The organism is Hymenobacter sp. (genome assembly GCF_035709525.1).
GTDB lineage: Bacteria > Bacteroidota > Bacteroidia > Cytophagales > Hymenobacteraceae > Hymenobacter.
The window spans coordinates 81590-105321 of record NZ_DASTEP010000170.1; the positions used below are offsets into that span (position 1 = coordinate 81590).

The window sequence follows — 23732 nt, forward strand, 5'->3', positions numbered from 1 at the left end:
TTGTTGAATGGGTGGATGGGTGAATTGTTGAATGGCTGAACGGCTAAGCATTCATATTGAGCCGCTTTTCATTCCGCAGTTCATCCATTCAACAATTCGCCCATTCAACTATCCAGCCATAATCACGATGAAAAAATACCTCCTTTTACTCGGCCTGCTGGGCGCTACTACCGCCCTGACCTCGTGCGAGAAGTTTCTCGACGTTAATACCAACCCGAACAACCCGACCTCTACCACGCCTAACTTCCTGCTGCCAAATATCATCGCCAACGGTATTCAGACGCAGATGTTTACGGCCCTGCGCACGCCCTACATCGAGCAGTACGTGGTGAACCGCACCGCCAACAGCGGCACCAACGACCAGTATATTTTCACCAACGCGCAGAGTACGAACACCTTTAACTACTCGTACTTTCAGTCGGGCGGTAACATTCCGCCCATGATAGCGGCGGCGCAAGCCGAGGGTTCGCCTTACTACGTGGGTGCGGGCAAGATTATGCAGGCCGTCATTCTGGCCCACGTTACCGATATGCTCGGCGATGTGCCCTACTCCGAGGCCTACCAGGGCGGGGCCAACTACACACCCAAGTACGACTCGCAGCAGCAGATTTACGCTACCATCAACCAGCTTTGCGACGAAGGCATTGTGGAGATGCAGAAGCCGGCCTCGGCCAATGTGCGCCCGCTGTACAGCACCGCGCCCAGCGAAAGCGGCGACATCCTGTACAAAGGCGACGTGGGCAAGTGGACGCGCCTGGCCTACGCCCTGAAAGCCCGCCAGGCCCAGCACCTCACCAAAAAGCAGGGCACCTACGACCCCGTTGCCGTGCTCGCGCTTTGCGATAAAGCCTTCACCAGCAGTGCCGACGACGCCCAGCTAAACTACCAGGTACCCGTGCTGCCGCTCACCGGCACTACCAATATTTTCGGCGTAACGCGGGCCAATTTCGGGGGCGCTACCTTTTCGGCGAATATCATTAAGTATCTGAACGGCACGACTTTTCCGGGCGTGGTCGACCCGCGTTTCGGCATTATGGCACCTACTACCAGCACGGGTGCCAACCCCGGCGTGGGCACTTCGCTACCGGCCACGGGTATCAACATCACGCCCGGCGTCACGCCGGCCATCACCGATTTCTACGGCGGCTGGTACGCCCGCGACCTCGGCTATTTTGAGGTTATTACTTATCACGAGCTGAAGTTTATCGAGGCCGAAGCCGCCTACCTCGCTGGCAACCGGCAGCGCGCCTACGACGCCCTGCGGGCCGGTATTCGGGCGCACATGGTCAAGATTGGGGTAGGCGGCTCCTCCTCGCCGCCGCCGGTTACGTTTCCGCAGATTACCACGGCCCAGATAAACGCCTACCTTGCCTCGGCGGCCGTGCCCCAGACGCCCGCCGCCGTCACGCCGCGCAGCATCATGGAGCAGAAGTACATTGCCATGTTCCTGAACCCCGATTCGTGGTCGGATTTGCGCCGGTACGATTTCGCTTCCAACATCTACGTCAACTTTGCTTATCCCGTGGGTACCGCCGTAAACCAGTCGGCCGCCGGCCAAGCCGACCCCAAGCTGCGCTACCCGCGCCGCCTGCCGCCTGGTGCCACCGAAGTGCTCTACAGCCCCAACGCCGTGGCCAAGCTCTTCGCCGATGCCGGTGTGGCCAGCGGCGATATCAATACCTACATCACCAAGCCGCTGTGGTTTGACCAGCCGTAAGGCTTCATTTCTAACTACTTATTGCTTATGAAGCTGCTTTATCGCCTCGCTCCGGTGCTACTGGCGGCCAGCCTGCTGGCCAGCTGCAAAAAGGACGACGTAGCCACCTACTACAACTTGCAGGCCGAGCCGGGCTTTTTCAACATCGGCGTGCTGGGCACCACCTTCAGCACCACCGGCTTTGCCGCCAAGTACGGCCCCGGCAAAACCATCCCGATAACGGCCGTGTACAACCAGCCCGACAACCCGACGGCCATCACCGTATTCCAGGCCACCAAAACCGATTCGATGCAGGTCGGCAGCTACCCGGCCGCCGGCACCTTCAACCAGACGTTTAAGACCACCGCGCAGCCCATCGCCTACACCGTGCCCACCACCTACGCCCTCAATACAGCTGTGCGGCTCGATGTCACGATGACCTTCGCCAACGGCGCGCAGCGCCGGCGGCGCATAAATTATATCATCGCCAACTAAGCCAAACCAGCCTTATTGACCGCTTTTTGGCCCCATTAGCCGGCGCTAGTGGGGCCTTAGCGTTGGCATACGGGAAGTTATGCCGACCTTTGCAGCCCGAATGGTTTTTGGCCGCCATTTTCTCTTGCATGACACGCTCTTTTCTCACCCAGTTTGCTGCCCTGGTGCTCGCCAGCTTCGCGGTGCTTTTTGGGCTGAAATCGGCATTTGGGTCGGCGGTGATACACCCGCTCGCGCCCTACGTGCTGGGAGGGCTGCTGGCCGTTACCTTATTCACCTACTGGCTTACCGCACATTTCGTCACACGCTCGGCCGACAACTTTATGGGAGCCTATTTCGGCGGCGTGGTGTTGCGGCTGATGCTGTCGCTGGTTATCGTACTGGTTTATTTTTTTCGGGGTGGCGCGCACGAAGGGCGGGGCGCCTGGGCCTTCCTCGGGGTGTTCTTTGTGAGCTACTTTCTGGGCGCCGGCTTTGAAATTTGGGCTATTTTTAGTAACTTGCGCCCGTTTTCCAAGAAGCAACTTCCCGAAGCATAGGAATTTACCAAATTAATCGGGTTTTAATTAGTTTTAAATGAAGAGGTTACTCACGCTGATTTTTTGCCTTTGCACGTTTGCCGGCTTCGCGGCCGAGCCCACCGAAGGGGGCAAAAAAGAGGAAGCGTTCAACCCCGGTGAGATGATAATGCATCACATCGGCGATTCGCACGAGTGGCACTGGTTTTCGACCGACAACAACCACTTCACCTCTTACCTGCCCATCATCGCCTACCGCCCTGGCAAAGGCCTATCGGTATTCTCCTCCAAGAAGCTTGCCGCTGAGTCCAATCTGGCCGATGAAGAGTCGCCCTCGCGCAAGCGCGCAGCCGGTGGCAGCCACTTCGAAGGCCCTGAGTATGACGGTCTTATGCTGCGCGAAGGCAAGCTAGTGACCACCGATGGCAGCAAGGTCTACGACTTTTCTATCACTAAAAATGCCGTTGCCCTGCTTGGCAGTGCTGTCCTGATGCTGGTGGTGTTTACCAGTGTAGCTGCTGGCTACAAAAAAAACCAGGGCCGCGCCCCCAAGGGCATGCAGTCTTTCTTTGAGCCCATCATCGTCTTCATCCGCGATGAGGTCGCTAAAAAATCTATTGGCCCCAAGTACGAGCGGTATATGCCCTACCTGCTCACCGTATTCTTCTTTATTTGGTTTAACAACCTGCTGGGCCTCACCCCCGGTGCCGCCAACCTGACTGGCAACATTGCGGTAACGGCTACGCTGGCTATCATCACGCTGCTTATCACGCTATTTAGCGCTAATAAGAACTACTGGGGGCATATCTTCAACACGCCCGGCGTGCCCAAGCCGCTACTGATTATCATGATACCGGTCGAGTTGATTGGTGCCTTCCTGGTAAAGCCGGTTTCGCTCACTATTCGGTTGTTTGCCAACATCACGGCGGGCCACATTGTAATTCTGAGCTTCATTAGCCTCATCTTCATTTTCCGCTCGGCAGCAGTAGCACCGGTGTCGCTGGCTTTCGGCTTGTTTATTAACGTGCTAGAGCTGCTGGTAGCCATCCTGCAGGCTTATATCTTCACCCTGCTCACGGCCATGTACATCGGCGGCGCAGTAGAAGAGCATCACCATGATGAGGAACACTCCCTGGACATGCAGACCGGCCCCGCCGGTGCCGTTATCCCTAACCCGGCTCACTAGTATCTAGATTGCTTTTTTGGTAATTGGTTGATTGCCTTTCTTTTGTTTTTTCATTTCCCCACACTTTCCCTCTTTTTTTATGTTGCTCTCTCTGTTACTGCAACTTGCTAACGCCACTGGTCTGGCTGTATTTGGTGCTGCTATTGGTGCAGGTCTGGTTGCCCTCGGCGCTGGCCTCGGCATCGGCCGCATCGGCGGCCAAGCTATGGAAGCCATTGGCCGTCAGCCGGAAGCTTCGGGCAAAATTCAAACCGCTATGCTGATTGTAGCGGCTCTTGTTGAAGGCCTGGCCCTCTTCGCAGTGGTAGTCTGCCTGCTGATTTCGTTCCGCTAGTAGAGACGACGAGATACAGCCCGCTGCGCGGCGCTTCGGCGTAGGGCGCGGCGGGCTGTTTGCGTGAAAGATTGCAGGAGGTAAGCCACAAGTCTAGGCTGTGGCAGCCCAACTGCTTCGTATTCCGATAATTACTCTCTATTTACTATGGGAATTGTAACCCCCGAATTAGGCCTCATTTTCTGGCAGCTGATTATCTTCCTGCTGGTATTGTTCCTGCTGGCCAAGTTTGCCTGGAAGCCGATTCTGGTAGCCTTGCGCGACCGCGAAGACAGCATCGACAATGCCCTGCGCATGGCCGAGCAAGCCAAGCTGGAGATGCAGAGCCTGAAAGCCGGTAACGAAAAGCTACTGGCCGACGCTCGCCACGAGCGTGACCAAATGCTGAAGGAAGGCCAGAACATCGCCAATCAAATTGTGGAGAAGGCTAAAACCGACGCCACCGAAGAGGCCAACCGCATTGCCCAGCAAGCGCGCGAAGCCATTCAGCAGGAAAAAAACCAAGCACTGGCCGAGGTGCGCAACACCGCTGCCCAGCTGAGCGTGGATATCGCCGAGCGCCTGCTCCGCCGCGAGCTAGCCGACCCGGCCGCTCAGCAGCAACTGGTGACCGAGTACCTGAAAGACGTAAAATTGAATTAGTGTTTCGAACCGGCTGTCATTGCGAGCGTAGCGAAGCAATCTCACCTGAACGGCTCGTTATTATGCGATTGCTTCGCTGCGCTCGCAATGACAGTCCGGTTTAAACCAACTCACCCCAACAAATGGCCGACCAACAAGTAGCTGCCCGCTATGCTAAGTCCCTGCTGGATTTGGCCCAGGAGCAGGGCAACCTGGCAACGATTAAGCAGGACATGGACTTGCTGGCCAACACCATGGCCGGTAGCCGCGACCTGCGCCTGCTGCTGCGCAATCCGATTGTGAAGCACGACAAGAAACTAAGCATCCTCAACGCCGTGTTTCAGGGCAAGGTGTCGGATTTGCTACTGCGTTTCTTTCAGATTGTGACCAGTAAAAACCGCGAGGCGACGCTGGAGCACATCGGCGACGAGTTTTTGAAGCAGTACAATGCCCTGATGGGCGTGCAGGTAGCCGAAGTGATTTCGGCCGCGCCGCTCTCGCCCGCCGCCCGCGCCGAAATCGAGAAGATGGTGCAGCAGCAAACCGGCCTCACGCAAGTTTCGCTCACCGAGAAGGTGGATGCCTCGCTGATTGGCGGCTTCGTGCTGCGCGTCGGCGACCGGCAAATTGATGACTCGGTGCGTGGTGGCCTGCGCCGCCTGCGTACCTCGCTCACCGACAAGACTTTTACTCCCAGCTTAAACTAATATATCCATGGCAGAAGTACGCCCGGACGAAGTTTCCGCCATCCTGCGGCAGCAGCTGTCCAATTTCAAATCGGCCGCCGAGCTGGAAGAAGTCGGCACGGTGCTCCAGGTCGGCGACGGCGTGGCCCGCATCTACGGCTTGTCGCACGCGCAGTCGGGCGAGCTGATTGAGTTCGAGAACGGCCTGCAAGGGCTGGTGCTCAACCTCGAAGAAGACAACGTGGGTGCCGTACTACTCGGCGACTACGCCGAAGTACGCGAAGGTGACACTGTGCGCCGCACCAACAAAATTGCCGCTATCCAGGTAGGCGAGGGCATCGTGGGCCGCGTGGTAAACACGCTGGGCCAGCCCATCGACGGCCGCGGCCCCATCGTGGGCCAGACCTACGAAATGCCCCTCGAGCGCAAGGCCCCCGGCGTAATCTTCCGCCAGCCCGTAACCGAGCCCCTGCAAACCGGCATTAAGGCTATCGACGCCATGATTCCGATTGGCCGTGGCCAGCGCGAGCTGATTATCGGCGACCGCCAGACCGGCAAATCGACGGTAGCCCTCGACGCCATCCTCAACCAGCGCGAGTACTTCGAGCGCGGCGAGCCCGTATTCTGCATCTACGTAGCCGTGGGCCAGAAGGCCTCGACGGTAGCGCAGGTAGTAAACGCCCTCACCAAGGGCGGTGCCATGGACTACACTGTGGTAGTAGCGGCTTCGGCCTCGGACCCCGCCCCGATGCAGTTCTACGCGCCCTTCACGGGTGCCGCCATCGGCGAGTACTTCCGCGATACGGGCCGCCCGGCCCTCGTGGTGTACGACGACTTGTCGAAGCAGGCCGTGGCTTACCGCGAGGTGTCGCTGCTGCTCCGTCGTCCTCCGGGCCGCGAAGCCTACCCCGGCGACGTATTTTATCTGCACAGCCGCCTCTTGGAGCGTGCCGCTAAAATCAACGCTTCGGACGAGATTGCGCGCAACATGAACGACCTGCCCGAAAGCCTGAAGCCGCTGGTGAAAGGTGGTGGCTCGCTGACGGCTTTGCCGCTCATCGAAACGCAGGCCGGTGACGTTTCGGCGTACATCCCGACCAACGTAATTTCGATTACCGACGGCCAGATATTCCTCGAAACCAACCTCTTCAACTCCGGCGTGCGCCCCGCTATCAACGTGGGTATCTCGGTAAGCCGCGTGGGTGGCAACGCCCAGATTAAGTCGATGAAGAAGGTATCGGGTACGCTGAAGCTCGACCAGGCGCAGTTCCGTGAACTGGAAGCGTTCGCTAAATTCGGCTCGGACCTCGACGCCTCGACCAAGCTCACCATCGAGCGCGGCCGTCGCAACCTGGAGATTCTGAAGCAGCCCCAGTTCTCGCCCGTGAAGGTGGAGGACCAGGTAGCCATCATCTACGCCGCCACCAACGGCCTGCTCGACACCGTGCCTGTGAACCGCGTGCGCGAGTTTGAGAAGGAGTACCGCCAGGTGCTGAACGCCCGCCACCCCGACGCGCTGAAGGCCCTGAAAGCCGGTAAGCTCGACGACGCCGTGACCGGCGCCCTGCGCCAGACGGCTAAGGACGTAGCCGCAGGCTTCGCTGCCTAGATTGTTGAATTGTCAGGATTGCTGGATGGTTGAATTGGGGTACGCTATCCCGTTCAATTGTCCAGCAATCTAACAATCCAGCAGTTCCAACAATCTGACAATATCAAGAAATGGCCTCTTTAAAAGAAGTTCGCTCGCGCATCCAATCGGTTTCGAGCACGCAGCAGATTACCAAAGCCATGAAAATGGTGGCGGCGGCCAAGCTGCGCCGCGCGCAGGACAACATCATCCGGATGCGCCCCTACGCGCAGCGCCTGACCAGCATTCTGGCCAACCTGACCCGCACCACTACCGACGAGGTAGTTAGCGAGTACGGTGAGGTGCGCGAGGTGCGCCGGGTGCTCGTCATCGCCATCACCTCCGACCGTGGCTTGGCCGGCGCGTTCAACGCCAACATCTTCAAGGGGGTGAATGCGCTGATTGCGGCCCGCTATGCCAACCTGCCGGTGGGTAATATCTCGGTGATGGCCATCGGCAAAAAGGCGCACGACTACTACGGCCGCCGCAACATGCTGGTGGGCAACTACACCCATGTCTTCGCCAAGCTGTCGTTTGACACCGTGCGCGAGGCCGCCGAGGAAGCCATGCGCGGCTTCACCGAAGGCACCTACGACGAGGTGGTGATGGTGTACAACGAGTTCAAAAACGTGGCCACGCAAGTGGTGCAGGCCGAGCAGTTGCTGCCGCTAGTGCCCACGGAAGTACCCGCTGGCACGCCCAGCGCCAGCGCGCCCGATAACAGCATCGACTACATCTTCGAGCCGAGCAAGGAAGAGATTATCAAAACCCTCATTCCGCAGAGCCTGAAAATTCAGCTTTACAAGGCTGTTTTGGAAAGCAACGCCTCGGAGCACGGCGCCCGCATGACGGCGATGGACAAAGCCACCGACAACGCCGGTGAACTATTGAAGTCGTTGAAATTGACGTACAACCGGACGCGCCAGGCGGCCATCACGACCGAGATTCTTGAAATCGTAGGTGGTGCTGAAGCACTGGCGGCTGGCCGGTAGATACACATTCCATCCAAAGCGAAAGCGTCGGAACTACTTAGTTCCGGCGTTTTTTTGTTTGGCGCAGCTTTTAGTATGTAATTTCCACATATTTAAGTAAGTCTATATTTTAATAGAACGCTTGCCTTACCTCTTGCAGAGATATTTATTAATTTTTTTAAAGTATAATAGGCTGATGATTAGATTTTTGTTTAGCATTTGCGAAAGCTGTGCTGTAACCTTATGTTAATTTCAGCGATAGGGCTATTTGAGTGTATTGCTGGCAATCAGTGGCGTGCTTATCTTTGAGCGCCTCAATAAAATACTAGGGATTATTTATCGATTAGTATTAGAAAGGCATTCGCTCTTGCTACTGTTATTTCTATGAATACTACGAACCTAGTTGCTGCTAACCGTCAGGTAGGAGAGTCCGTGGGCCAAGCCGCTCGCCAGCGTGAGGTAGAAAACGCCCTGATTGTGCAAGCCCTGTGCGAGCGCAAGCCAGGCCCCAGCGCTAAGGCCCAGCTTATGCGCTATGTAGCCGGTGAGCTAAGCCGCGAGCAGGCTTTTGCTGAGCTCTACATAGGCATGGGTAGCTACTAGGCATTGCTTTTTAGCGCTCGTACTAAGCTACGCCTGCGGTAAGCCTGTTAGGTGAAGCCAGAGCCGCATCGGTACTTTTGCGAGCTCTATGCGCTATTTTATTCATCTTGCTTACGAGGGTACAGCTTATTGTGGCTGGCAAGTGCAGCCGGGCGTGGCTACCGTGCAAGCAGCCCTTGATAGGGCGCTAAGCCAAGTTTTGCGCCAGCCCATCCATGTGCTAGGAAGTGGGCGTACAGACACGGGGGTGCACGCCAGCCACCAGGTAGCGCATTTTGAGGCGGATTTGCCAGAGGGTATGACCTTCGACCTGTTGCGCTACCGCCTGAATCGGGCGTTGCCGCCCGATGTGCAGGCTTTCCGCATCCATGAGGTAGGGGAGAAGGACCACGCCCGCTTTTCGGCCGAGGCGCGCACGTATGAGTACTTTATAAGCTTGCAGCCCGACCCGTTCCGGCGCGACCAGGCGCTGTATCTCGACCGGGCGCCCGACGTGGCGGCCATGAATGAGGCGGCGAGCTACCTTGTAGGGCAGTTTGATTTCACGGCTTTCTCGAAGGTGAAAGGGGCCGAAACGCACTACGTGTGTTACCTCTACGAAGCCGGCTGGCACCCTGCGCCGGGTGGGCTGGTGTTCCGCATCCGGGCCAATCGCTTTGTGCGGGGTATGGTGCGGCTGGTAGTCGGTACGCTACTCGATGTAGGCCGGGGCAAGCTCACGCCGGCCGAGTTTCAGCAGATACTGCACCGGCAGCAGCGTATTGCGGCCAGCGGCGCGGCACCTGCCAAAGGTTTATATCTGAGCAAGGTAGAGTATGCGCCGGGTATCGTGCCCGACGAAGCAATATCGGAAAAGCTGGCGTATTAGTATAAAAAAGCCCGTTTAGTTTCACTGCAAGACAGCGAAGTACAAAACAGCCCATGTATTACGAGTTGCCAGCTAAGGTTTTAGCGCTGCTGCGGGTGCTGGGCGGGGCGGGGCGTACTTATAGGCTAATTGCTGTAGGTAGCGCACCGAAGCCTCGGTGAATATAGGCGGATGCTGGTGGTGCTTGTCCCTCTTAGCGGCCTTCTGGTAGAGCAAGGTAAAGGCAACGAAGTCGTCGGCGTGGTCGAGTAGGGGCTTGCGATAGCCGTTTTGCAGGATGGTGTAGGTCATAAAAAAACCCGGCAGGTGGCCATTGCTGCCGTTGGTGAGGCCGCGGTAAAACCGCTCGGGGGCGGCCGGGCCGCCCGCCGCCTGCACCTGAATGGCGGAATCTACCTGGTGCAGTACGCGGGGGGCCGGCCGGAAATAGCGCTGGCGCATCTCGGCCGAATCGGTGGGGGCCGCCAGCTGCACCTGCTTGTCGGTGAGGTCGGCCAGGCCTTCTATCAGCGATGAGCGTAGCAGCCACAGCAGGCCCTCATCTTCGGGCTGGGCGGGGCGGGTGAGGTTTTCGGCGGGCGTGAGGGCGTAGCCTAGCAATTGATGGTGCAGCTCGTGCGCTTCCAGAATACCAGGCCGCACGCGCTGGTAGCTATAGGCATCGTACAGGCTGAAGACAATACCGTCCTCCTGCGAAGTAGCATCGTCGCCCAGGGCAGTGTAATACAAGCGAAGGGCTGGCTGCTTTCGGTGGGCGCGGGTGGGTAGGTAGTCGTAGGCGTAGGTGTACATTATTTCCAGGTAAGCGGGGTTTTTGGCAGTTTCGGCCAAAAAGGCCTGGTGCTCTTTCTCGTGCTCTTTGTAGTTGTTCACCAGCACGTAGTACCAGCGCTTGGCCTTGAGCTTTGCTTGCCGCAGCGAGTCGTAGCGCGGCATGTACACCACTTCGACGGCCTGCCGATACGCTGCCAGGCTGGCCGTATCGCTGCCAAAAATGCTGCTCACGTACACCTTATTGGCGGGCAGGGCCAGAAACTCGCGCCATTTGGCATCGGTCAGTGGCTCGTTGCGGCGCAGGGCGTCGGTTATTTTCCAGTAGGCCGTGGCGGCCTCGGTGTCGATGGTTTGGGCGCGGCCGGGGCCGGCGGCCAGCAGCAAAGTCAGCAGCAAAAGCAGCCGGGTGAAAGGAGGCATAGCAGGCAGAAAAAGAGTGCGTGGCGAAGATAGGCCCAGCGCTTACTTGCGAATTGGCCCGCGCCGTAGACTTTCCCTGCCCGACCTTTGTTAGTAGCCCGACTTACTTATGGACCCAACTTCTGCTACCAAAACCGGCCAGGTATTCGACTGGCAGGTGCTGCGCCGCCTGCTCGCCTACGTGCAGCCCTACCGGGGCGTGTTTATCGGCCTCATCGTGCTCACGGTGGCCGCCGCGGTGCTGGGCACCGTGCGCCCCGCCCTCATTCAGCGCATGATAGACGTGGACATCAGCACCAACGACTGGGCCGGGCTGAACCGCTCGACGCTGTGGCTGCTGGCGCTGCTGGTCGTGAACACGGTGGTGAGCTACCTCCAGACCTACTATGGCGGCTGGCTGGGCCAGTACATCGTGCGCGACATTCGCACCGACCTCTACCGGCACTTGCTCAGCCTCAAGCTCAGCTTCTTCGACCGCACGCCCATCGGCGTGCTCGTCACCCGCAATATTTCCGACGTGGAAACGCTGGCTGACGTGTTCAGCGAGGGCCTGGCCGCGATGGTGGGCGATTTGCTGCAAATCATCTTTTTGATGATTTTCATGTTCTACACCAACTGGCAGCTGGCGCTCATCAGCTTGTCGGTTATTCCGCCGCTACTCTTTAGCACTTACGTGTTTAAGGAAAAAGTGAAGGGCAGCTTTCAGGAAGTGCGCAACGCCGTGGCCAAGCTCAACAGCTTCGTGCAGGAGCACCTGACGGGCATGAATATCGTGCAGATTTTCAACAACCAGGAGCGCGAGTACAAGAAGTTTGAGGCCATAAACCAGGAGCACACCAAGGCCAACATCAAGTCGGTGCTTTACTACAGCATCTATTTCCCGGTGGCCGAGGTGCTCGGGGCCATCGGCGTGGGACTGCTGGTGTGGTACGCCGCGCAAGGCCAGATTGCGGGCTCCATCTCCAAGGGCGAGCTGATTGCCTTTATCATGTACAACTCGCTGTTCTTCCGGCCCATCCGGCAGATTGCCGACCGCTTCAATACCTTGCAGCTGGGCTTGGTGAGCACCGAGCGCCTGCTCAAATTGCTCGATAACAAAGACCTGGTAGCTACCTCCGGCACGCAGCCTGTGCCGCAACTGCAAGGCGACGTGCAGTTCGACCACGTGTCCTTTGCCTACAACGAGCCCGAGTGGGTTTTGAAAGACATCAGCTTCCACGTAAAGCCCGGCCAGACCATTGCCTTCGTGGGCGCTACTGGCGCGGGCAAAACCAGCATTATCAACCTGCTCAGCCGCTTCTACGACATCCAGAAGGGCCACATCCGGGTCGATGGGCAGGACTTGCGCGAGTACGACCTCAGCCAGCTGCGCCGCCAGATTGGGGTAGTCTTGCAGGACGTATTCCTGTTTGCCGGCTCCATCCGCGACAACATCACGCTCGGCAACCGCGACATCAGCGACGCCAAAATCTGGGAAGCGGCCGCGCTCGTGGGCGCGCAGCGCTTTATCGAGCGCCTGCCCGGCAGCCTCGACTACCCCGTGATGGAGCGCGGGGCCACGCTCTCCGTGGGTCAGCGTCAGCTCATCAGCTTCGTGCGGGCGCTGGTGTACGAGCCCCGCGTCATCGTGCTCGACGAAGCCACCTCGTCGGTCGATTCCGAAACCGAGGAGCTGATTCAGGAAGCCATCGATAAGCTCATGGAAGGCCGCACGGCGCTCGTTATCGCCCACCGCCTCAGCACCATCCAGAAGGCCGACCGCATCATCGTGCTCGACCGCGGCGAAATCAAGGAAACCGGCACCCACGACGAGCTGCTGCGCCACGGTGGCTACTACGCCCAGCTCTACCGGATGCAGTATGCTAGTAATGAGCAAGTAACAATGAGCAGTGAGCAACTGCCCGTTGATAAGAAAGACAGTAAGTAAGATGAAGCCTGCTCATTGTTAATTGCTCATTGAAAATATGCGTTTTCTCTTTCCCCTCGTCCTCATTTTCACGGCCATCGGCCTGAGCATCTACGCCTACCTCGGCGGCCTACGCACGCCCACCGTAGCCCTTGAAACCACCGCCGCCCCGGTGCTGCTGGCCGGCCAGCCCTATGCCGGCAAGGTCAGCGCGCCGCGCTTCGGCGAGCTGTTTCGCGAAGCCAGCGACATGCAGGCCAACGGTCGCTTTGGCCCCGCCCGCACCCTGGCCAACCTCTACTACAACGACCCCGAAAAGGCGCACGACAGCATCCGAGCCTTTGTGGGCCTCACCGTGGCAGATACGAGCACCACGCTACCCGCTGGCTGGCGCTACCGCGTGGTGCCGGCCGGCCGCCGCACCCTGCACGCCCGCTTGGCCGGCGCGAGCTTTATGCTGGCCCCCGGCAAGCTCTACGCCGCCGCCGAGCAGGAAATCAAAGCTCAGAAGCTGACCAAGCAGCCGCCCTATCTAGAGCAGTTTGGGGCCGATGAAAACAGCGAATTATGGGTAGGGGTGAAATAGAAAAGGCCCGGCAGTAAGTCGGGCCTTTCCGTTGAGTTAAACCTGAAAGCCTAGCGGCCAAAGAAATACGTACCGCTAAACGTAAGTTGAGCTAAGCCAAAGCTAGCGCCGAAGGTAGAATTGGTTTGGGTGTAGCTACCGTTGGTAGTAGAGGTTTCGGGCTCGACATTAAGCCGGGTGTAGCCCAGGCCCCCAACAGAAGCGCCGATGCCCAGCTTCGGAATGGGGAGGAAAATGAAGCCGGGCGTGAGCGCGGCGTAAAAGCCATTAGACTTGAGCGCCACGGAATTATTGGTTTGGCCGGGCTGCTTGTCGTGCTCGTAGCCAGCGCCCAGTGTGCCCGTGAAGCCAAACTGGTCGGTCAGCATCTTGTAGTAGCGCACAAAGGGGCCAATGCGGAAACTCGTCGCATCGCGGTAGCTGGTGCCACCGAAATTGGGGGAGGAGCTAAACGAAATCTCCTGAATGCTATAGTTCAGCGAGAGGCCAATCGATATATTATCAGCCACAAAATAGCTTGCTTCCGGGCTCAGACTGAGTATGTTGTTGCTATAGCTAGAGGAGTAGCTGCCGTTGCGATAGCCCGTGTTGCTATTTACTTCGTCGCTGCTGTGCGAGTAGTTGATGCTGCCGCCCAGCGCCACGGTACCAGCTTTGATGGGGCTTTGCGCGTGGGCGATGGAGGCCGTGGCGCACAAGAGAAAGATGGAAAAGGATTTTTTCATTTATGAAAAAGACAGGAGGTATTAAACCGGCAAATGTAGTTGCCAGTATTGCGCCTGCCCGAGCACTAAATGAAAAAAGCCAGCTTTTCCGCAGTGGAAAAGCTGGCTTTTTAGTCGGGGTGGCAGGATTCGAACCTACGGCCTCGTCGTCCCGAACGACGCGCGCTACCGGGCTGCGCTACACCCCGAAAGGTTGCGAAACTGAGGGGGCAGTTCCGCGCCGGTATTCCAATTCTGTTGGCTAGTTTGCCTGAAAAAGCCCCCGACCCGAAGGTCGGGGGCTTAATCGTGGGGCAACTAAACCCTCGGTCGGAGTGGCAGGATTCGAACCTACGACCTCCAGCACCCCATGCTGGCGCGATACCAGGCTACGCTACACCCCGAGGGAATTGGAGTCACAAAGGTAGATAAAAATTTGATAAATGCACGAGTCTGCACAATTTTTTTGCTGTAAAAGTCGCTTTGGTCGCGATTGGCAGGGTTTTGGAATAGCTACTTTATAGATTCCTAGTGAGTTGTGAATTGCAAAAAAAATGCTTCTCAAAAACTGTTTCGGTTGAAGCAGGGGCAATCAGGGTACTCCCAGCGCCATCCCCTGTCATTAGCACCGCAGTAACCCAACCCCAGTAAAAGGTGCTTCCGAAAAAAAGTCCGCCGTTGTACCTTTACCCCAATCAAAATTGCCAACCTTTTATCACTACCATTCTATGCGACTTATTACTATCTGCGCAGGAGCTTTGTTGCTGGCCCCGTTCGCCGGCCGCGCCCAAACCAAGCCGCTTCCCAAGAAGCCCGCCGCTGCCGCTGCCAAACCAGCCGCCCCGAAGCCAGCCGCTGCGGCTCCCACCGCTGCACCAGCAGCCGCTGAGCCCGCCGCCGATGGCGCGGCCCCCGCGCAAGCGCCCATCGCGCTGGCCCCCGTGACGCCGGCCGCTGACCCCAACGCGCTCAAAATCAAAGCCGACCTGAACCCCATCAGCCACAAGCTGACGGTGCGCTGCGACGCGCCCGGCCCCACGCGCATCGAAATCAACGACAAAGACGGCCGCCCGGTGCTGACCAAGAATACGGTGGTGGGTACCACGCCCGTCGTGCTCGACGTGACGAGCCTGCCCGCTGGCCCCTACGTGGTGCGCTGCACGGCTGGCGTGAAAACCGGTATGCGCCGCGTGATGGTCGGCGACTAGGTGTAGGGTAAGCTTTAGCTTGCCTTTTGAACGTAAAGAAGCCCCGTTGATGCGCAATCAACGGGGCTTTTTGGTGGCTTTGCAGCCACTGGCAAGCTAAAGCTTACCCTACATCCTCCGTCTGCAACTGCCGCTCGTAGAGCGCCCGGTACAGGCCATCGGCCTCGCCCATGAGGGCGGCGTGGGTGCCGTGCTGCACAATCTGCCCATCGTCGAGCACCAGAATCTGGTCGGCCAGCTTCACCGAGCTCACGCGGTGCGAGATGATGAGGCTGGTGCGATTCTTCATCACCCGCTGGAGACTGTCGAGGATGGCGTTTTCGGTTTTGGTATCGACGGCGGAAAGCGAGTCGTCTAGAATGAGGATTTTGGGCTCTTTGACGAGGGCGCGGGCCATGCTTACGCGCTGCTTTTGGCCGCCCGAGAGGGTGATGCCCCGCTCGCCCACTTTGGTGTCGAAGCCTTCGGGGAAGCGGATGATGTTCTCGTACACGTCGGCGTCGCGGGCGGCCTGGGCCATGCGCTCCTCGTCGGGGCGGTCGAGGCCGAAGTTGATGTTGTTGCGGATGCTGTCGGAAAACAGGAAAATATCCTGCGGCACGTAGCCAATCTGCTCGCGCAGGGAGGTTAGCGCGTAGTCGCGCACGTCCACGCCGTCCACTTTGATGTCGCCGGTGGTCACGTCGTAGAGGCGGCAGAGCAGGGCAGCCACGGTGCTTTTGCCCGAGCCGGTATTGCCGATGATGGCCAGCGTGTGGCCGGGCTGAATGCGGAAGCTGACGTCGCGCAGGGCCTTGATGCCGGTGTCGGGGTAGGTGAAGGAGACGTGGTCGAATACGATTTCACCCTGCATTTCCTGCACCACGTCGCGGCGCGATACGATGTCGGTTTTCTCGTCCAGAAACTCGTTGATGCGGGCCTGCGAGGCCTCGGCACGCTGCACCAGCGACGACGTCCAGCCCAGCGCCGTGACGGGCCACGTGAGCAGGTTGACGTAGATGATAAACTCGGCAATGGTGCCCGTCGTGATGGTGCCGTTTATCACTTCCTGCCCGCCTATCCAGACCGTGACGATGGTGCTGATACCCACCACGAACATGATGAGCGGGAAAAAGAGCGAGTTGACGAAGTTGAGGCTGAGCGACTTGTCCTTGTACTCGTTGGTAGCGGCCGTAAAATTATCCAGTGAATCCTGCTGCCGCACAAACGACTTCAACACCCGGATGCCCGAAAACGCCTCCTGCGTGAAGGTCGTCATGGCCGCCAGCGCCTTCTGGATGTCGTCGGATTTCTTTTCGATTAAGTTATTGATGTAGAAAATGGCGACCGACAAAATCGGCAGCGGCAGGATGGTGAGCAGCGTGAGGCGCACGTTCACCATCAGCATCAGCGGTACCACGAGGATGAACAGCACCACAAGCTGCAAGAAATACATGATGCCCGGCCCGAGGTACATCCGCACGCGGCCCACGTCTTCGGAGATGCGCGACATGAGGTCGCCGGTGCTATGGCGGCGGTAAAAGCTGAGCGGCAGCGACTGGTAGTGCTGGTATATCTGGTTTTTCTGGTCGTTCTCGATGAGGCGCGACATCACGATGAGCGTCTGGCGCATGAAGAACAGAAAGATGCCCCGCAGCAAGGCCAAGGCGATAATCAACATGCCGTAAAACAGCACGTTGCGCCCAAATACTTGGTATACGCCCGCCTGCGCCTGGGTGCCCGCGTAGAGGTGGTAGAGGTCGATGCCCTCGTTCACCAAATCGAAGGAGTAGCGCACCAGCTGCGCCGGGAAAATGGTGAGCAACGTGCTGAGCACCACGAAGAGCACGCCGCCCAGAAAATGCCACTTGTAGCGGTAGATATGGAAATTGACGGCGGCGAGCGAGCGGGTCGGCATAGGGGAGGAGGGCGGCGGCGCGCAGGGCCGCAACCGGAAAAACTTGGGTACTTTTGTGGCCGCAACGGTGTTGGACGTTGGCCCGGCGCGGGAACCTCACCCCCGGCCCCTCTCCAAAAAAGAGGGGAGCCTGACGACTGCCTACGTTCGCTGACGTAAACCCACAGTCTCGGCTCCCCTCTTTTTTGGAGAGGGGGCTGGGGGGTGAGGTTCCCCGCGCCAGTACCCCAACAAAGTTACGCCCTACTCTTCCCTCCCTTTTTTCCCACCCAACCCCCAATTTTTCTCCTATGATGCTCGACGCTCCCGTTGCCCAGGCATCGGTTTTCGACCAGGTGGCCGAATTCCAGCACGAACAAGTGGTGTACTGCCACGACCATGAGACTGGCCTCAAGGCCATTATCGGCATTCATAATACGGTGCTCGGCCCCGCCCTGGGCGGCACCCGCCTGTGGCACTACGCCACCGAGGCCGAGGCCCTGCACGACGTGCTGCGCCTGAGCCGCGGCATGACCTACAAGGCCGCCATTTCGGGCCTGAACCTGGGCGGTGGCAAAGCCGTGATTATCGGCGATGCCAAAAAGCTGAAGAATGAGGCGCTGCTCCGCAAGTTCGGCCGCTTCGTTAATAACCTGAACGGCAAATACATCACCGCCGAAGATGTGAACATGACCACCAAGGACATGGAGTACATCCGGATGGAAACCAAGCACGTGGCCGGCCTGCCCGAGAGCATGGGCGGCAGCGGCGACCCCTCGCCCGTGACGGCCTACGGCGTGTACATGGGCATGAAGGCCGCCGCCAAAAAAGCCTACGGCTCGGACAGCCTCGCCGGCAAGCGCATTTCGGTGCAGGGCGTGGGCCACGTGGGCATGTACTTGCTGGAGCACCTGCAAAAAGAAGGTGCCCAACTCATCCTCACCGACTACTACGAGGAGCGCGCCTACGAGGCGGCTGCCCGCTTCGGCGCGGTGGCCGTGGGCGTCGATGAAATCTACGACCAGGATGTGGACATCTACTCGCCCTGCGCGCTGGGCGCCACGGTAAACGACAAAACCATCGACCGCCTCAAGTGCCGCGTCATCGCAGGCTCGGCCAATAACCAGCTCGAAAGCGAAAACGAGCACGGCCCCGAACTGGTGCGCCGCGGCATCGTGTACGCGCCTGACTTCCTGATAAATGCCGGCGGCCTCATCAACGTTTACTCCGAAATAGTGGGTAGCAGCCGCCAGGGTGCCCTCGCCCAAACCGAAAAAATCTACGACTACACCCTGCAAGTGCTCGACAAAGCTGAGCAGGAAAACTCCCACCCGCAAGCCGCCGCCATTCGCCAGGCCGAAGAGCGTATCGCGTCGGTGGGGAAAGTAAAATCGACCTATTAATAGTGCTTAGTTGTTGGTGCTTAGTGCTTAGTTAAAAAGCTTGCTAAGACTTTACAACTAAGCGCTGAGCACCAATAACTAAGCACCAAGCACTAAAATATGCTAAACCGCCGCCTCCTCAGAATCAAGGTCATGCAAGCCCTCTACGCCTATCAGCAGGCGGTAGCGGCCGATTTTCAGCTGGCCCACGACCGTATCGCGGTGGCGTTTGAGCCCGACCTGAATGCCGACGTGGCCCCCGACCGCCGCCTGCTCGAAGGCCAGCGCAAGCTGGGCGAAGCGCAGCTGCGCGAGTGGCACCGCACCGGCGAGCTGCCCGAAACCGGCTCCGACGACAAGGAAGTGGCCGCTGCCCTCCAGTCCGCCATTGCCTACTACGAGCAGCTGGTGCAGAAGGAAGGCTCCTTCTACGGCGGGCAGCTGCTGCACGGGGCCGAAAGCATTCACGACCAGTACCTGCACCTGCTGAACCTGGCCCCCGCGCTGCTCGAAATCATCAAAGAGGACAACGAGCGTGAGGCCCGGCGCTTTACCGGCCCGCGTTTCGAGGCCGAGGGCACGGCGCGGCTGTTTCAGAATGCGGCCTTTCAGAAGCTCAAGGAAAACGAGCAGCTGCTGCAAACCACCATCAAGCGCAAGCTGCAATGGACGGACGCCGAGGAAATTGAGGCGCTGCGCGAAGCCTGGCAGAAGGAAATCAAGCCCGACGAAGCCGTGCAGGCCTACCTCAACGGCAAGAATACCGGCCTGGCCGAAACCGACTACGAAACCGATATGGAGCTGCTGCGCCATATCTACAAAGACTTCGTATTCAAGGGCGAAGCCCTGCCGCGCTACCTCGAAGCCAGCGACCTGAACTGGGAGGAAAACCGCCCCATCGTGCGCAACCTGGTCCTCAAAACCCTGAAAATGCTGCCCTACGCGGCCGACGAAAAGCAGGAGCTGATGAACCTGAGCGCCAACTGGCAGGACGACCGCGACTTCGCCGAAACGCTCTACAAAAAGACGCTCGAAGACGACGCCAAGTCCGAAAAGCTCATTGCCGACTCGGTGCAGAACTGGGATGTAGAGCGCGTGGCCCTGCTCGACAAGATAATTTTGAAGATGGCGCTCTGTGAAATGCAGCTTTTCCGGGGCATCCCGGTGAAGGTGACCATCAACGAGTACATCGAAATCAGCAAGCTCTACAGCACCCCCAAGAGCAAGCAATTCGTAAACGGTATTCTGGACAAGCTGGCCCAGGACCTGGCCGCCAGCGGCGAAATCCGCAAGTCGGGCCGCGGCCTGCTTGATAACCAGTAGTAATGTAGGGTAAGCTTTAGCTTGCCTTTGCCTGCGAATGGCAAGCTAAAGCTTACCCTACACTTTCTTTTTCACTTCCCGACCCTTTCAACAATGGCTAGCAAAACCACCACCGGCCTGCTCTGCTTCACGGGCGGCGCCCTTGCCGGGGCCGCCATCGGCCTGCTCTACGCGCCCGAAACCGGCCGCGAAACCCGCTCTTTCCTCAGCTACCAGCTCGAAAAATACCGCTCGGTATTGGCCGACCTCACCGAAAGCCTCGTGACGAGCCGCGACAACGCCCCGTCGTCGGCCCAGCGCGAAGGCCAGCGCGTGATTCAGGATGCCAAAACCAAGGCCGAGCAGCTGCTCGGCGACGTTGACCAACTCATCAGCCAAATCAACTCGCGCCGCGCCACTAGCTAGTTGCCATGACCGTTTGCTAAGACATTGAGCCTGATATTTGCCGGCAAGCCCTGCCAGCGTGTATCAGGCTCTCTTGTTTTCTGGCCGGCCGGCTCTACCCTCGTTTGCTCCTCCTTTTATCCACAGGTACCTTTTTATGCACCTCGTAACGCTCATTCCCGGCGATGGCATCGGCCCGGAAATCACCCGTTCAGTCGTTGATATTTTTGCCGCCGCGCAGGTTCCCGTGCAGTGGGAAACCCACAATGCCGGCGAAACTGCCCTGGCCGAAAGCGGCAGCCTGCTGCCCCAGCCGCTGTATGACTCGCTGGAGCGCACCCGCGTGGGCCTCAAAGGCCCCGTGACCACGCCCGTCGGCAAGGGCTTCAAGAGCGTCAACATCACGCTGCGCCAGAAGTACGACTTGTACCAGAACGTGCGCCCGGCCCAAACCACGCCCGGCATCAAAACGCGTTTCGAAGGCATTGACTTAGTGCTGTTTCGCGAGAACACCGAGGGGCTGTATGCTGGCCTGGAAATGTACGACGAGCGCCTAGGTATTGCCGACTCCATCAGCCGCGTGACGGTGGAAGGCTGCCGTAAAATATGCCGCGCCGCCTTCGCTTACGCCGCCAAGCACGGCCGCAAGCACGTGACGATGGCCCACAAGGGCAACATCCTCAAAAACGCCGGCAAGCTGATGCTGGAAGCCGCCAAGGCTGCCGCCGCCGAGTTTCCGGAGGTTACGTTTTACGACGACCGCATCATCGACAACATGTGCATGCAGCTGGTGGGCAAGCCCGAGCAATTCGACGTGATTGTGACCACCAACCTGTTTGGCGACATCCTTTCCGACCTCTGCGCCGGCCTCGTGGGCGGCCTGGGCGTGGTGAGCGGCGCAAACATCGGCGACAACATGGCCATCTTCGAAGCCGTGCACGGCTCGGCTCCCGACATCGCGGGCCAGGGCAAAGCCAACCCCACCGCCCTGCTGCGCTCGGCCCTGATGATGCTGGAGCACCTCGGCGAAAAAGAGCACGCCGCCCGCATCGAAAAGGCGCTGAACGCTACCTTCCTCAACAAAGACGAGTGCACCGGCGACCTCGGCGGCAAGGCTTCGACTGCCGAGTTTACGCAAGCGATTATCAACAAGCTGTAAGGCCAAGACTGGTCATGCAGAGCGCAGCGAAGCATCTCGCGTGGTGTAGTAATCAATAACGTTTGGGTTACTGCACCACGCGAGATGCGTCGCTGCGCTCTGCATGACTGATGTAAGAAGCCCGCGCCACCCGCCCGGCCGCCGTACTTTTACCCTATGAAAAAAGTTAGTGTACTGCTAGCGTTCAGCCTGCTGGCCGCCAGCTGCAACCGCGACAAAACCTCCGAAGCCGGCACCCAGGGCATGAATGCCACCGCCGCCGCTGCCGACGATGCCAAGGCCAACCCGACCATCGACAACCCCAATGTAGCTAGCGACACCGAAGCACCCAACCCCGACGCCCCGGTGATGACCTTCGCTGAAACGCAGTTCGACTTCGGCGACATCAAGCCCGATGAGGTCGTGAAGCACACCTTCAGCTTCACCAACACCGGCAAGACGCCGCTGCTCATCGCCGATGCCACCGCCTCCTGCGGCTGCACCACCCCTAATTGGACCAAGGAGCCCATCGCCCCCGGCGCCAAAGGCACTCTCGACGTGCAGTTCGACAGCAAAGGCAAGCAGGGCCTCATCAGCAAGCAGGTAAACGTGCGCGCCAATACGCAGCCCGCCACTACTACCATCATCATCAAGGGCAACATCCTCACGAAATAAGGTTGGAATGTGGAAAGGTGCGGAAGGTGGAGAAAATGGAAAACGGCTGTCATGCTGAACGCAGTGAAGCATCTCTACTGCTTCTTCCAAACCGTCCAGCGGTGCGCTAGAGATGCTTCACTGCGTTCAGCATGACAGCCGTTTTCATAGCATCTACCATCTTCACATTCTCACATTTTCACATCCCCCACATTCAATAAAATGGCTTTTCTAACGCTTCTCCTCCAAGCCGCGCCCGGCGGCGGCATCATGCAGCTGGTGTTTCCGGTGGCTATTGGCTTGGTGCTGTATTTCTTTATGATTCGGCCGCAGCAGCGCAAAACGTCGGAGGCCAAGGCCTTCCGCGAGTCGCTGGTAAAGGGCACGCGCGTCGTAACCATCGGCGGGCTGCACGGCCTGCTGGTAGAGGTAGGCCCCGAAACCGTGCTGCTCGAAGTAGAGCGCGGCCAACGCCTGCGCTTCGACCGCACGGCTATTGCTCGCGTGGCCGGTGCCACCACTACTGCCAACGATAACGTGGTAGCTACCACCGCCTAGCATGGCCACGCCCGCCCCCCGCTTATGGCTCCGGTTCCTGCGCCCGCTGGCGGCGCAGGAGCCCAGCTTTTACCGGGTGGTGCTGGCGTGCTTTCTCATCGCGGGCACGCTCTGGATGCTGCGCGGCCTCAACACGGTGCACGTGGCCCCGCTGGACTACCCCGTTACGTGGCGCTACAACCGGCAGCGCTACCACCCCGCCCGGCCGCTGCCGCCCACCCTCACCATCGAGGTGCAGGGCCGCGGCTGGCGCCTGCTGAGCCGGGCGCTGGGCTTTAGCGAGCCGCCCGCCGAGGTGCGCCTGCGGCTGCCCGGTACGCCGCCCTTCCGTTCGCCGCTGCGGCCCCCGCTGCGCCGGGCGCTCGGCACCGTGCGCCTGGTGGCGCTGCCTGCCGACTCGGCCACGTACTACCTGATGCCGGGGGCAGATTCGACGGGTGTAACTCCAAGCTCCAGCTTGGAGAATCGTTGAGCGGCCGCGCCTCACAGTCTTGTCTCAACGCCCTCTAACGCTGCACCAAGCTGGAGCTTGGTGTTACTTTTTATGCTACGCATCGGCATCACCGGCGGCATTGGCTCGGGCAAGAGCATCGTGGCGCGGCTTTTCGCCGCCCTGGGCGTACCCGTGTACGACTCGGACAGCCGCGCCAAGCACCTCATGGCCCACGACGTGCAGCTGCGCGCGCAGCTGGTCGCCGCCTTCGGCCCCGAAACCTATACCGCCGAGGGCGTGCTAAACCGGGTGCATCTGGCCCAGCGCGTCTTCAAAGATGCCGCGCAGGTAGCGCAGCTCAACGGGCTGGTGCATCCGCGCGTGGGTCAGGATTTTGAAGCCTGGGTAGCCGCGCAGGCGGCGGCCGGCCATCTCTACATCCTCAAGGAAGCGGCCCTGCTCTATGAGTCGGGTGCCTACCGGCAGCTCGACCGCATCATCACCGTCTTCGCGCCGCCCGAGGTGCGCGCCGCCCGCGTGCTGAGCCGCGACCCGCACCGCACGCCCGCCGACGTGCAAGCCATTATGCGCCAGCAGCTCAGCGATGAGGAGAAGCTGCAACGCGCCGACTACGTCATCTACAACGACGACTCGCAATTGGTGCTGCCTCAGGTGCTAGCGCTGGACGAGGCGTTTCGCAATGAGTGAAGGAGTGAGTTGTGAATGAGAGAATTTTCAGAACAATCAATTCTCTCATTCACAACTCACTCCTTCACTCATT

The 23732-nt window shown here is 59.1% G+C and carries 25 protein-coding genes and 2 tRNA genes; 22 read left to right on the plus strand and 5 right to left on the minus strand.

All coding sequences use genetic code 11. The annotated features are described in order from the left end of the window. The first annotated feature begins 127 nt into the window (after positions 1 to 127). From VFO93_RS15085 to truA, 11 genes are all read left to right on the plus strand, one after another. Positions 128 to 1717 carry a SusD/RagB family nutrient-binding outer membrane lipoprotein gene (locus tag VFO93_RS15085; protein ID WP_325135220.1) on the plus strand — a complete coding sequence of 530 codons (1590 nt, stop codon included), beginning with the start codon at positions 128 to 130 and terminating at the stop codon, positions 1715 to 1717. 27 nt (positions 1718 to 1744) lie between these two features. Then, positions 1745 to 2191: a hypothetical protein gene (locus VFO93_RS15090; RefSeq protein ID WP_325135221.1), complete on the plus strand. Its 447-nt coding sequence runs from the start codon at positions 1745 to 1747 to the stop codon at positions 2189 to 2191. Positions 2192 to 2280: 89 nt separating this feature from the next. Further along, the gene (locus VFO93_RS15095; RefSeq protein ID WP_325135222.1) at positions 2281 to 2730 is read left to right on the plus strand and encodes a hypothetical protein; all 450 of its coding nucleotides are present in this window, start codon (positions 2281 to 2283) and stop codon (positions 2728 to 2730) included. Between the two features lie 37 nt (positions 2731 to 2767). Next, positions 2768 to 3895, plus strand: a complete 1128-nt coding sequence (atpB, locus tag VFO93_RS15100) for a F0F1 ATP synthase subunit A (protein ID WP_325135223.1) — start codon at positions 2768 to 2770, stop codon at positions 3893 to 3895. A gap of 79 nt (positions 3896 to 3974) precedes the next feature. Further along, positions 3975 to 4229, plus strand: a complete 255-nt coding sequence (gene atpE / locus VFO93_RS15105; RefSeq protein ID WP_325135224.1) for an ATP synthase F0 subunit C — start codon at positions 3975 to 3977, stop codon at positions 4227 to 4229. Positions 4230 to 4376: 147 nt separating this feature from the next. Then, positions 4377 to 4871 (plus strand): F0F1 ATP synthase subunit B, encoded by a 495-nt coding sequence (locus VFO93_RS15110; RefSeq protein WP_325135225.1) that lies wholly within the window; start codon positions 4377 to 4379, stop codon positions 4869 to 4871. A gap of 122 nt (positions 4872 to 4993) precedes the next feature. Further along, positions 4994 to 5557: an ATP synthase F1 subunit delta gene (gene atpH, locus VFO93_RS15115; RefSeq protein WP_325135226.1), complete on the plus strand. Its 564-nt coding sequence runs from the start codon at positions 4994 to 4996 to the stop codon at positions 5555 to 5557. A 7-nt stretch (positions 5558 to 5564) separates the two neighbouring features. Then, a complete protein-coding gene (gene atpA / locus VFO93_RS15120) occupies positions 5565 to 7145 on the plus strand; it encodes a F0F1 ATP synthase subunit alpha (protein WP_325135227.1) in 1581 nt (526 codons plus the stop codon). 110 nt (positions 7146 to 7255) lie between these two features. Next, complete coding sequence (gene atpG, locus VFO93_RS15125; protein WP_325135228.1) at positions 7256 to 8155, plus strand: ATP synthase F1 subunit gamma; 900 nt, start codon at positions 7256 to 7258, stop codon at positions 8153 to 8155. Between the two features lie 363 nt (positions 8156 to 8518). Continuing rightward, a complete protein-coding gene (locus VFO93_RS15130; RefSeq protein ID WP_325135229.1) occupies positions 8519 to 8737 on the plus strand; it encodes an antitoxin VbhA family protein in 219 nt (72 codons plus the stop codon). 88 nt (positions 8738 to 8825) lie between these two features. After that, on the plus strand, positions 8826 to 9605 hold the full coding sequence (gene truA, locus VFO93_RS15135) for a tRNA pseudouridine(38-40) synthase TruA (RefSeq protein WP_325135230.1): 780 nt from the start codon (positions 8826 to 8828) through the stop codon (positions 9603 to 9605). Positions 9606 to 9677: 72 nt separating this feature from the next. Here truA and VFO93_RS15140 read toward each other — a convergent pair whose 3' ends face one another. Continuing rightward, positions 9678 to 10799, minus strand: a complete 1122-nt coding sequence (locus tag VFO93_RS15140; RefSeq protein WP_325135231.1) for a DUF5700 domain-containing putative Zn-dependent protease — start codon at positions 10797 to 10799, stop codon at positions 9678 to 9680. A gap of 109 nt (positions 10800 to 10908) precedes the next feature. Between VFO93_RS15140 and VFO93_RS15145 the strand changes: the two genes are divergently transcribed. Both VFO93_RS15145 and VFO93_RS15150 read left to right on the plus strand, forming a co-directional pair. Beyond that, positions 10909 to 12726, plus strand: coding sequence for an ABC transporter ATP-binding protein (locus VFO93_RS15145; protein ID WP_325135232.1), 1818 nt, complete (start codon positions 10909 to 10911; stop codon positions 12724 to 12726). Positions 12727 to 12763: 37 nt separating this feature from the next. Further along, positions 12764 to 13291, plus strand: coding sequence for a hypothetical protein (locus VFO93_RS15150; RefSeq protein WP_325135233.1), 528 nt, complete (start codon positions 12764 to 12766; stop codon positions 13289 to 13291). A 50-nt stretch (positions 13292 to 13341) separates the two neighbouring features. On the opposite strand, the gene VFO93_RS15155 is transcribed toward VFO93_RS15150, so the two are convergent. The 3 genes from VFO93_RS15155 to VFO93_RS15165 form a co-directional block, all read right to left on the minus strand. After that, positions 13342 to 14016: a hypothetical protein gene (locus VFO93_RS15155; protein WP_325135234.1), complete on the minus strand. Its 675-nt coding sequence runs from the start codon at positions 14014 to 14016 to the stop codon at positions 13342 to 13344. A gap of 114 nt (positions 14017 to 14130) precedes the next feature. Beyond that, a tRNA-Pro gene (locus tag VFO93_RS15160) sits at positions 14131 to 14204 on the minus strand. Positions 14205 to 14325: 121 nt separating this feature from the next. Then, positions 14326 to 14399, minus strand: a tRNA-Pro gene (locus VFO93_RS15165). A 324-nt stretch (positions 14400 to 14723) separates the two neighbouring features. Here VFO93_RS15165 and VFO93_RS15170 point away from each other — a divergent pair. After that, positions 14724 to 15203, plus strand: a complete 480-nt coding sequence (locus tag VFO93_RS15170) for a hypothetical protein (RefSeq protein WP_325135235.1) — start codon at positions 14724 to 14726, stop codon at positions 15201 to 15203. Between the two features lie 103 nt (positions 15204 to 15306). Here VFO93_RS15170 and VFO93_RS15175 read toward each other — a convergent pair whose 3' ends face one another. Beyond that, entirely contained in the window at positions 15307 to 17100 is a 1794-nt protein-coding gene (locus tag VFO93_RS15175; protein ID WP_325135236.1) for an ABC transporter ATP-binding protein, read from the minus strand. 290 nt (positions 17101 to 17390) lie between these two features. On the opposite strand from VFO93_RS15175, the gene VFO93_RS15180 reads away from it, so the two are divergent. From VFO93_RS15180 to coaE, 8 genes are all read left to right on the plus strand, one after another. Continuing rightward, complete coding sequence (locus VFO93_RS15180) at positions 17391 to 18482, plus strand: Glu/Leu/Phe/Val dehydrogenase dimerization domain-containing protein (RefSeq protein ID WP_414653593.1); 1092 nt, start codon at positions 17391 to 17393, stop codon at positions 18480 to 18482. Between the two features lie 132 nt (positions 18483 to 18614). Beyond that, entirely contained in the window at positions 18615 to 19784 is a 1170-nt protein-coding gene (gene nusB / locus VFO93_RS15185; protein WP_325135237.1) for a transcription antitermination factor NusB, read from the plus strand. A gap of 93 nt (positions 19785 to 19877) precedes the next feature. Next, a complete protein-coding gene (locus VFO93_RS15190; RefSeq protein WP_325135238.1) occupies positions 19878 to 20189 on the plus strand; it encodes a YtxH domain-containing protein in 312 nt (103 codons plus the stop codon). A 136-nt stretch (positions 20190 to 20325) separates the two neighbouring features. Beyond that, a complete protein-coding gene (locus VFO93_RS15195) occupies positions 20326 to 21327 on the plus strand; it encodes an isocitrate/isopropylmalate dehydrogenase family protein (protein ID WP_325135239.1) in 1002 nt (333 codons plus the stop codon). A 156-nt stretch (positions 21328 to 21483) separates the two neighbouring features. Then, complete coding sequence (locus tag VFO93_RS15200; RefSeq protein ID WP_325135240.1) at positions 21484 to 21981, plus strand: DUF1573 domain-containing protein; 498 nt, start codon at positions 21484 to 21486, stop codon at positions 21979 to 21981. A gap of 201 nt (positions 21982 to 22182) precedes the next feature. Next, entirely contained in the window at positions 22183 to 22518 is a 336-nt protein-coding gene (gene yajC, locus VFO93_RS15205; RefSeq protein WP_325135241.1) for a preprotein translocase subunit YajC, read from the plus strand. A 1-nt stretch (position 22519) separates the two neighbouring features. Further along, positions 22520 to 22990, plus strand: a complete 471-nt coding sequence (locus VFO93_RS15210; protein WP_325135242.1) for a hypothetical protein — start codon at positions 22520 to 22522, stop codon at positions 22988 to 22990. Positions 22991 to 23062: 72 nt separating this feature from the next. Next, positions 23063 to 23659 carry a dephospho-CoA kinase gene (coaE, locus tag VFO93_RS15215; RefSeq protein WP_325135244.1) on the plus strand — a complete coding sequence of 199 codons (597 nt, stop codon included), beginning with the start codon at positions 23063 to 23065 and terminating at the stop codon, positions 23657 to 23659. Positions 23660 to 23732 lie beyond the last annotated feature (73 nt).

What these genes read in the sequence shown, in the direction of transcription:
- yajC (WP_325135241.1), top strand. Translation starts at nt 22,183, where the DNA reads ATGGCTTTTCTAACGCTTCTCCTCCAAGCCGCGCCCGGCGGCGGCATC.
- VFO93_RS15150 (WP_325135233.1), top strand. Translation starts at nt 12,764, where the DNA reads ATGCGTTTTCTCTTTCCCCTCGTCCTCATTTTCACGGCCATCGGCCTG.
- VFO93_RS15145 (WP_325135232.1), top strand. Translation starts at nt 10,909, where the DNA reads ATGGACCCAACTTCTGCTACCAAAACCGGCCAGGTATTCGACTGGCAG.
- VFO93_RS15155 (WP_325135234.1), bottom strand. Translation starts at nt 14,016, where the DNA reads ATGAAAAAATCCTTTTCCATCTTTCTCTTGTGCGCCACGGCCTCCATC.
- VFO93_RS15200 (WP_325135240.1), top strand. Translation starts at nt 21,484, where the DNA reads ATGAAAAAAGTTAGTGTACTGCTAGCGTTCAGCCTGCTGGCCGCCAGC.
- VFO93_RS15170 (WP_325135235.1), top strand. Translation starts at nt 14,724, where the DNA reads ATGCGACTTATTACTATCTGCGCAGGAGCTTTGTTGCTGGCCCCGTTC.
- nusB (WP_325135237.1), top strand. Translation starts at nt 18,615, where the DNA reads ATGCAAGCCCTCTACGCCTATCAGCAGGCGGTAGCGGCCGATTTTCAG.
- VFO93_RS15180 (WP_414653593.1), top strand. Translation starts at nt 17,391, where the DNA reads ATGATGCTCGACGCTCCCGTTGCCCAGGCATCGGTTTTCGACCAGGTG.
- VFO93_RS15090 (WP_325135221.1), top strand. Translation starts at nt 1,745, where the DNA reads ATGAAGCTGCTTTATCGCCTCGCTCCGGTGCTACTGGCGGCCAGCCTG.
- VFO93_RS15210 (WP_325135242.1), top strand. Translation starts at nt 22,520, where the DNA reads ATGGCCACGCCCGCCCCCCGCTTATGGCTCCGGTTCCTGCGCCCGCTG.
- VFO93_RS15175 (WP_325135236.1), bottom strand. Translation starts at nt 17,100, where the DNA reads ATGCCGACCCGCTCGCTCGCCGCCGTCAATTTCCATATCTACCGCTAC.
- VFO93_RS15190 (WP_325135238.1), top strand. Translation starts at nt 19,878, where the DNA reads ATGGCTAGCAAAACCACCACCGGCCTGCTCTGCTTCACGGGCGGCGCC.
- truA (WP_325135230.1), top strand. Translation starts at nt 8,826, where the DNA reads ATGCGCTATTTTATTCATCTTGCTTACGAGGGTACAGCTTATTGTGGC.
- atpB (WP_325135223.1), top strand. Translation starts at nt 2,768, where the DNA reads ATGAAGAGGTTACTCACGCTGATTTTTTGCCTTTGCACGTTTGCCGGC.
- VFO93_RS15140 (WP_325135231.1), bottom strand. Translation starts at nt 10,799, where the DNA reads ATGCCTCCTTTCACCCGGCTGCTTTTGCTGCTGACTTTGCTGCTGGCC.
- atpE (WP_325135224.1), top strand. Translation starts at nt 3,975, where the DNA reads ATGTTGCTCTCTCTGTTACTGCAACTTGCTAACGCCACTGGTCTGGCT.
- VFO93_RS15110 (WP_325135225.1), top strand. Translation starts at nt 4,377, where the DNA reads ATGGGAATTGTAACCCCCGAATTAGGCCTCATTTTCTGGCAGCTGATT.
- VFO93_RS15195 (WP_325135239.1), top strand. Translation starts at nt 20,326, where the DNA reads ATGCACCTCGTAACGCTCATTCCCGGCGATGGCATCGGCCCGGAAATC.
- VFO93_RS15085 (WP_325135220.1), top strand. Translation starts at nt 128, where the DNA reads ATGAAAAAATACCTCCTTTTACTCGGCCTGCTGGGCGCTACTACCGCC.
- VFO93_RS15130 (WP_325135229.1), top strand. Translation starts at nt 8,519, where the DNA reads ATGAATACTACGAACCTAGTTGCTGCTAACCGTCAGGTAGGAGAGTCC.
- atpH (WP_325135226.1), top strand. Translation starts at nt 4,994, where the DNA reads ATGGCCGACCAACAAGTAGCTGCCCGCTATGCTAAGTCCCTGCTGGAT.
- coaE (WP_325135244.1), top strand. Translation starts at nt 23,063, where the DNA reads ATGCTACGCATCGGCATCACCGGCGGCATTGGCTCGGGCAAGAGCATC.
- atpA (WP_325135227.1), top strand. Translation starts at nt 5,565, where the DNA reads ATGGCAGAAGTACGCCCGGACGAAGTTTCCGCCATCCTGCGGCAGCAG.
- atpG (WP_325135228.1), top strand. Translation starts at nt 7,256, where the DNA reads ATGGCCTCTTTAAAAGAAGTTCGCTCGCGCATCCAATCGGTTTCGAGC.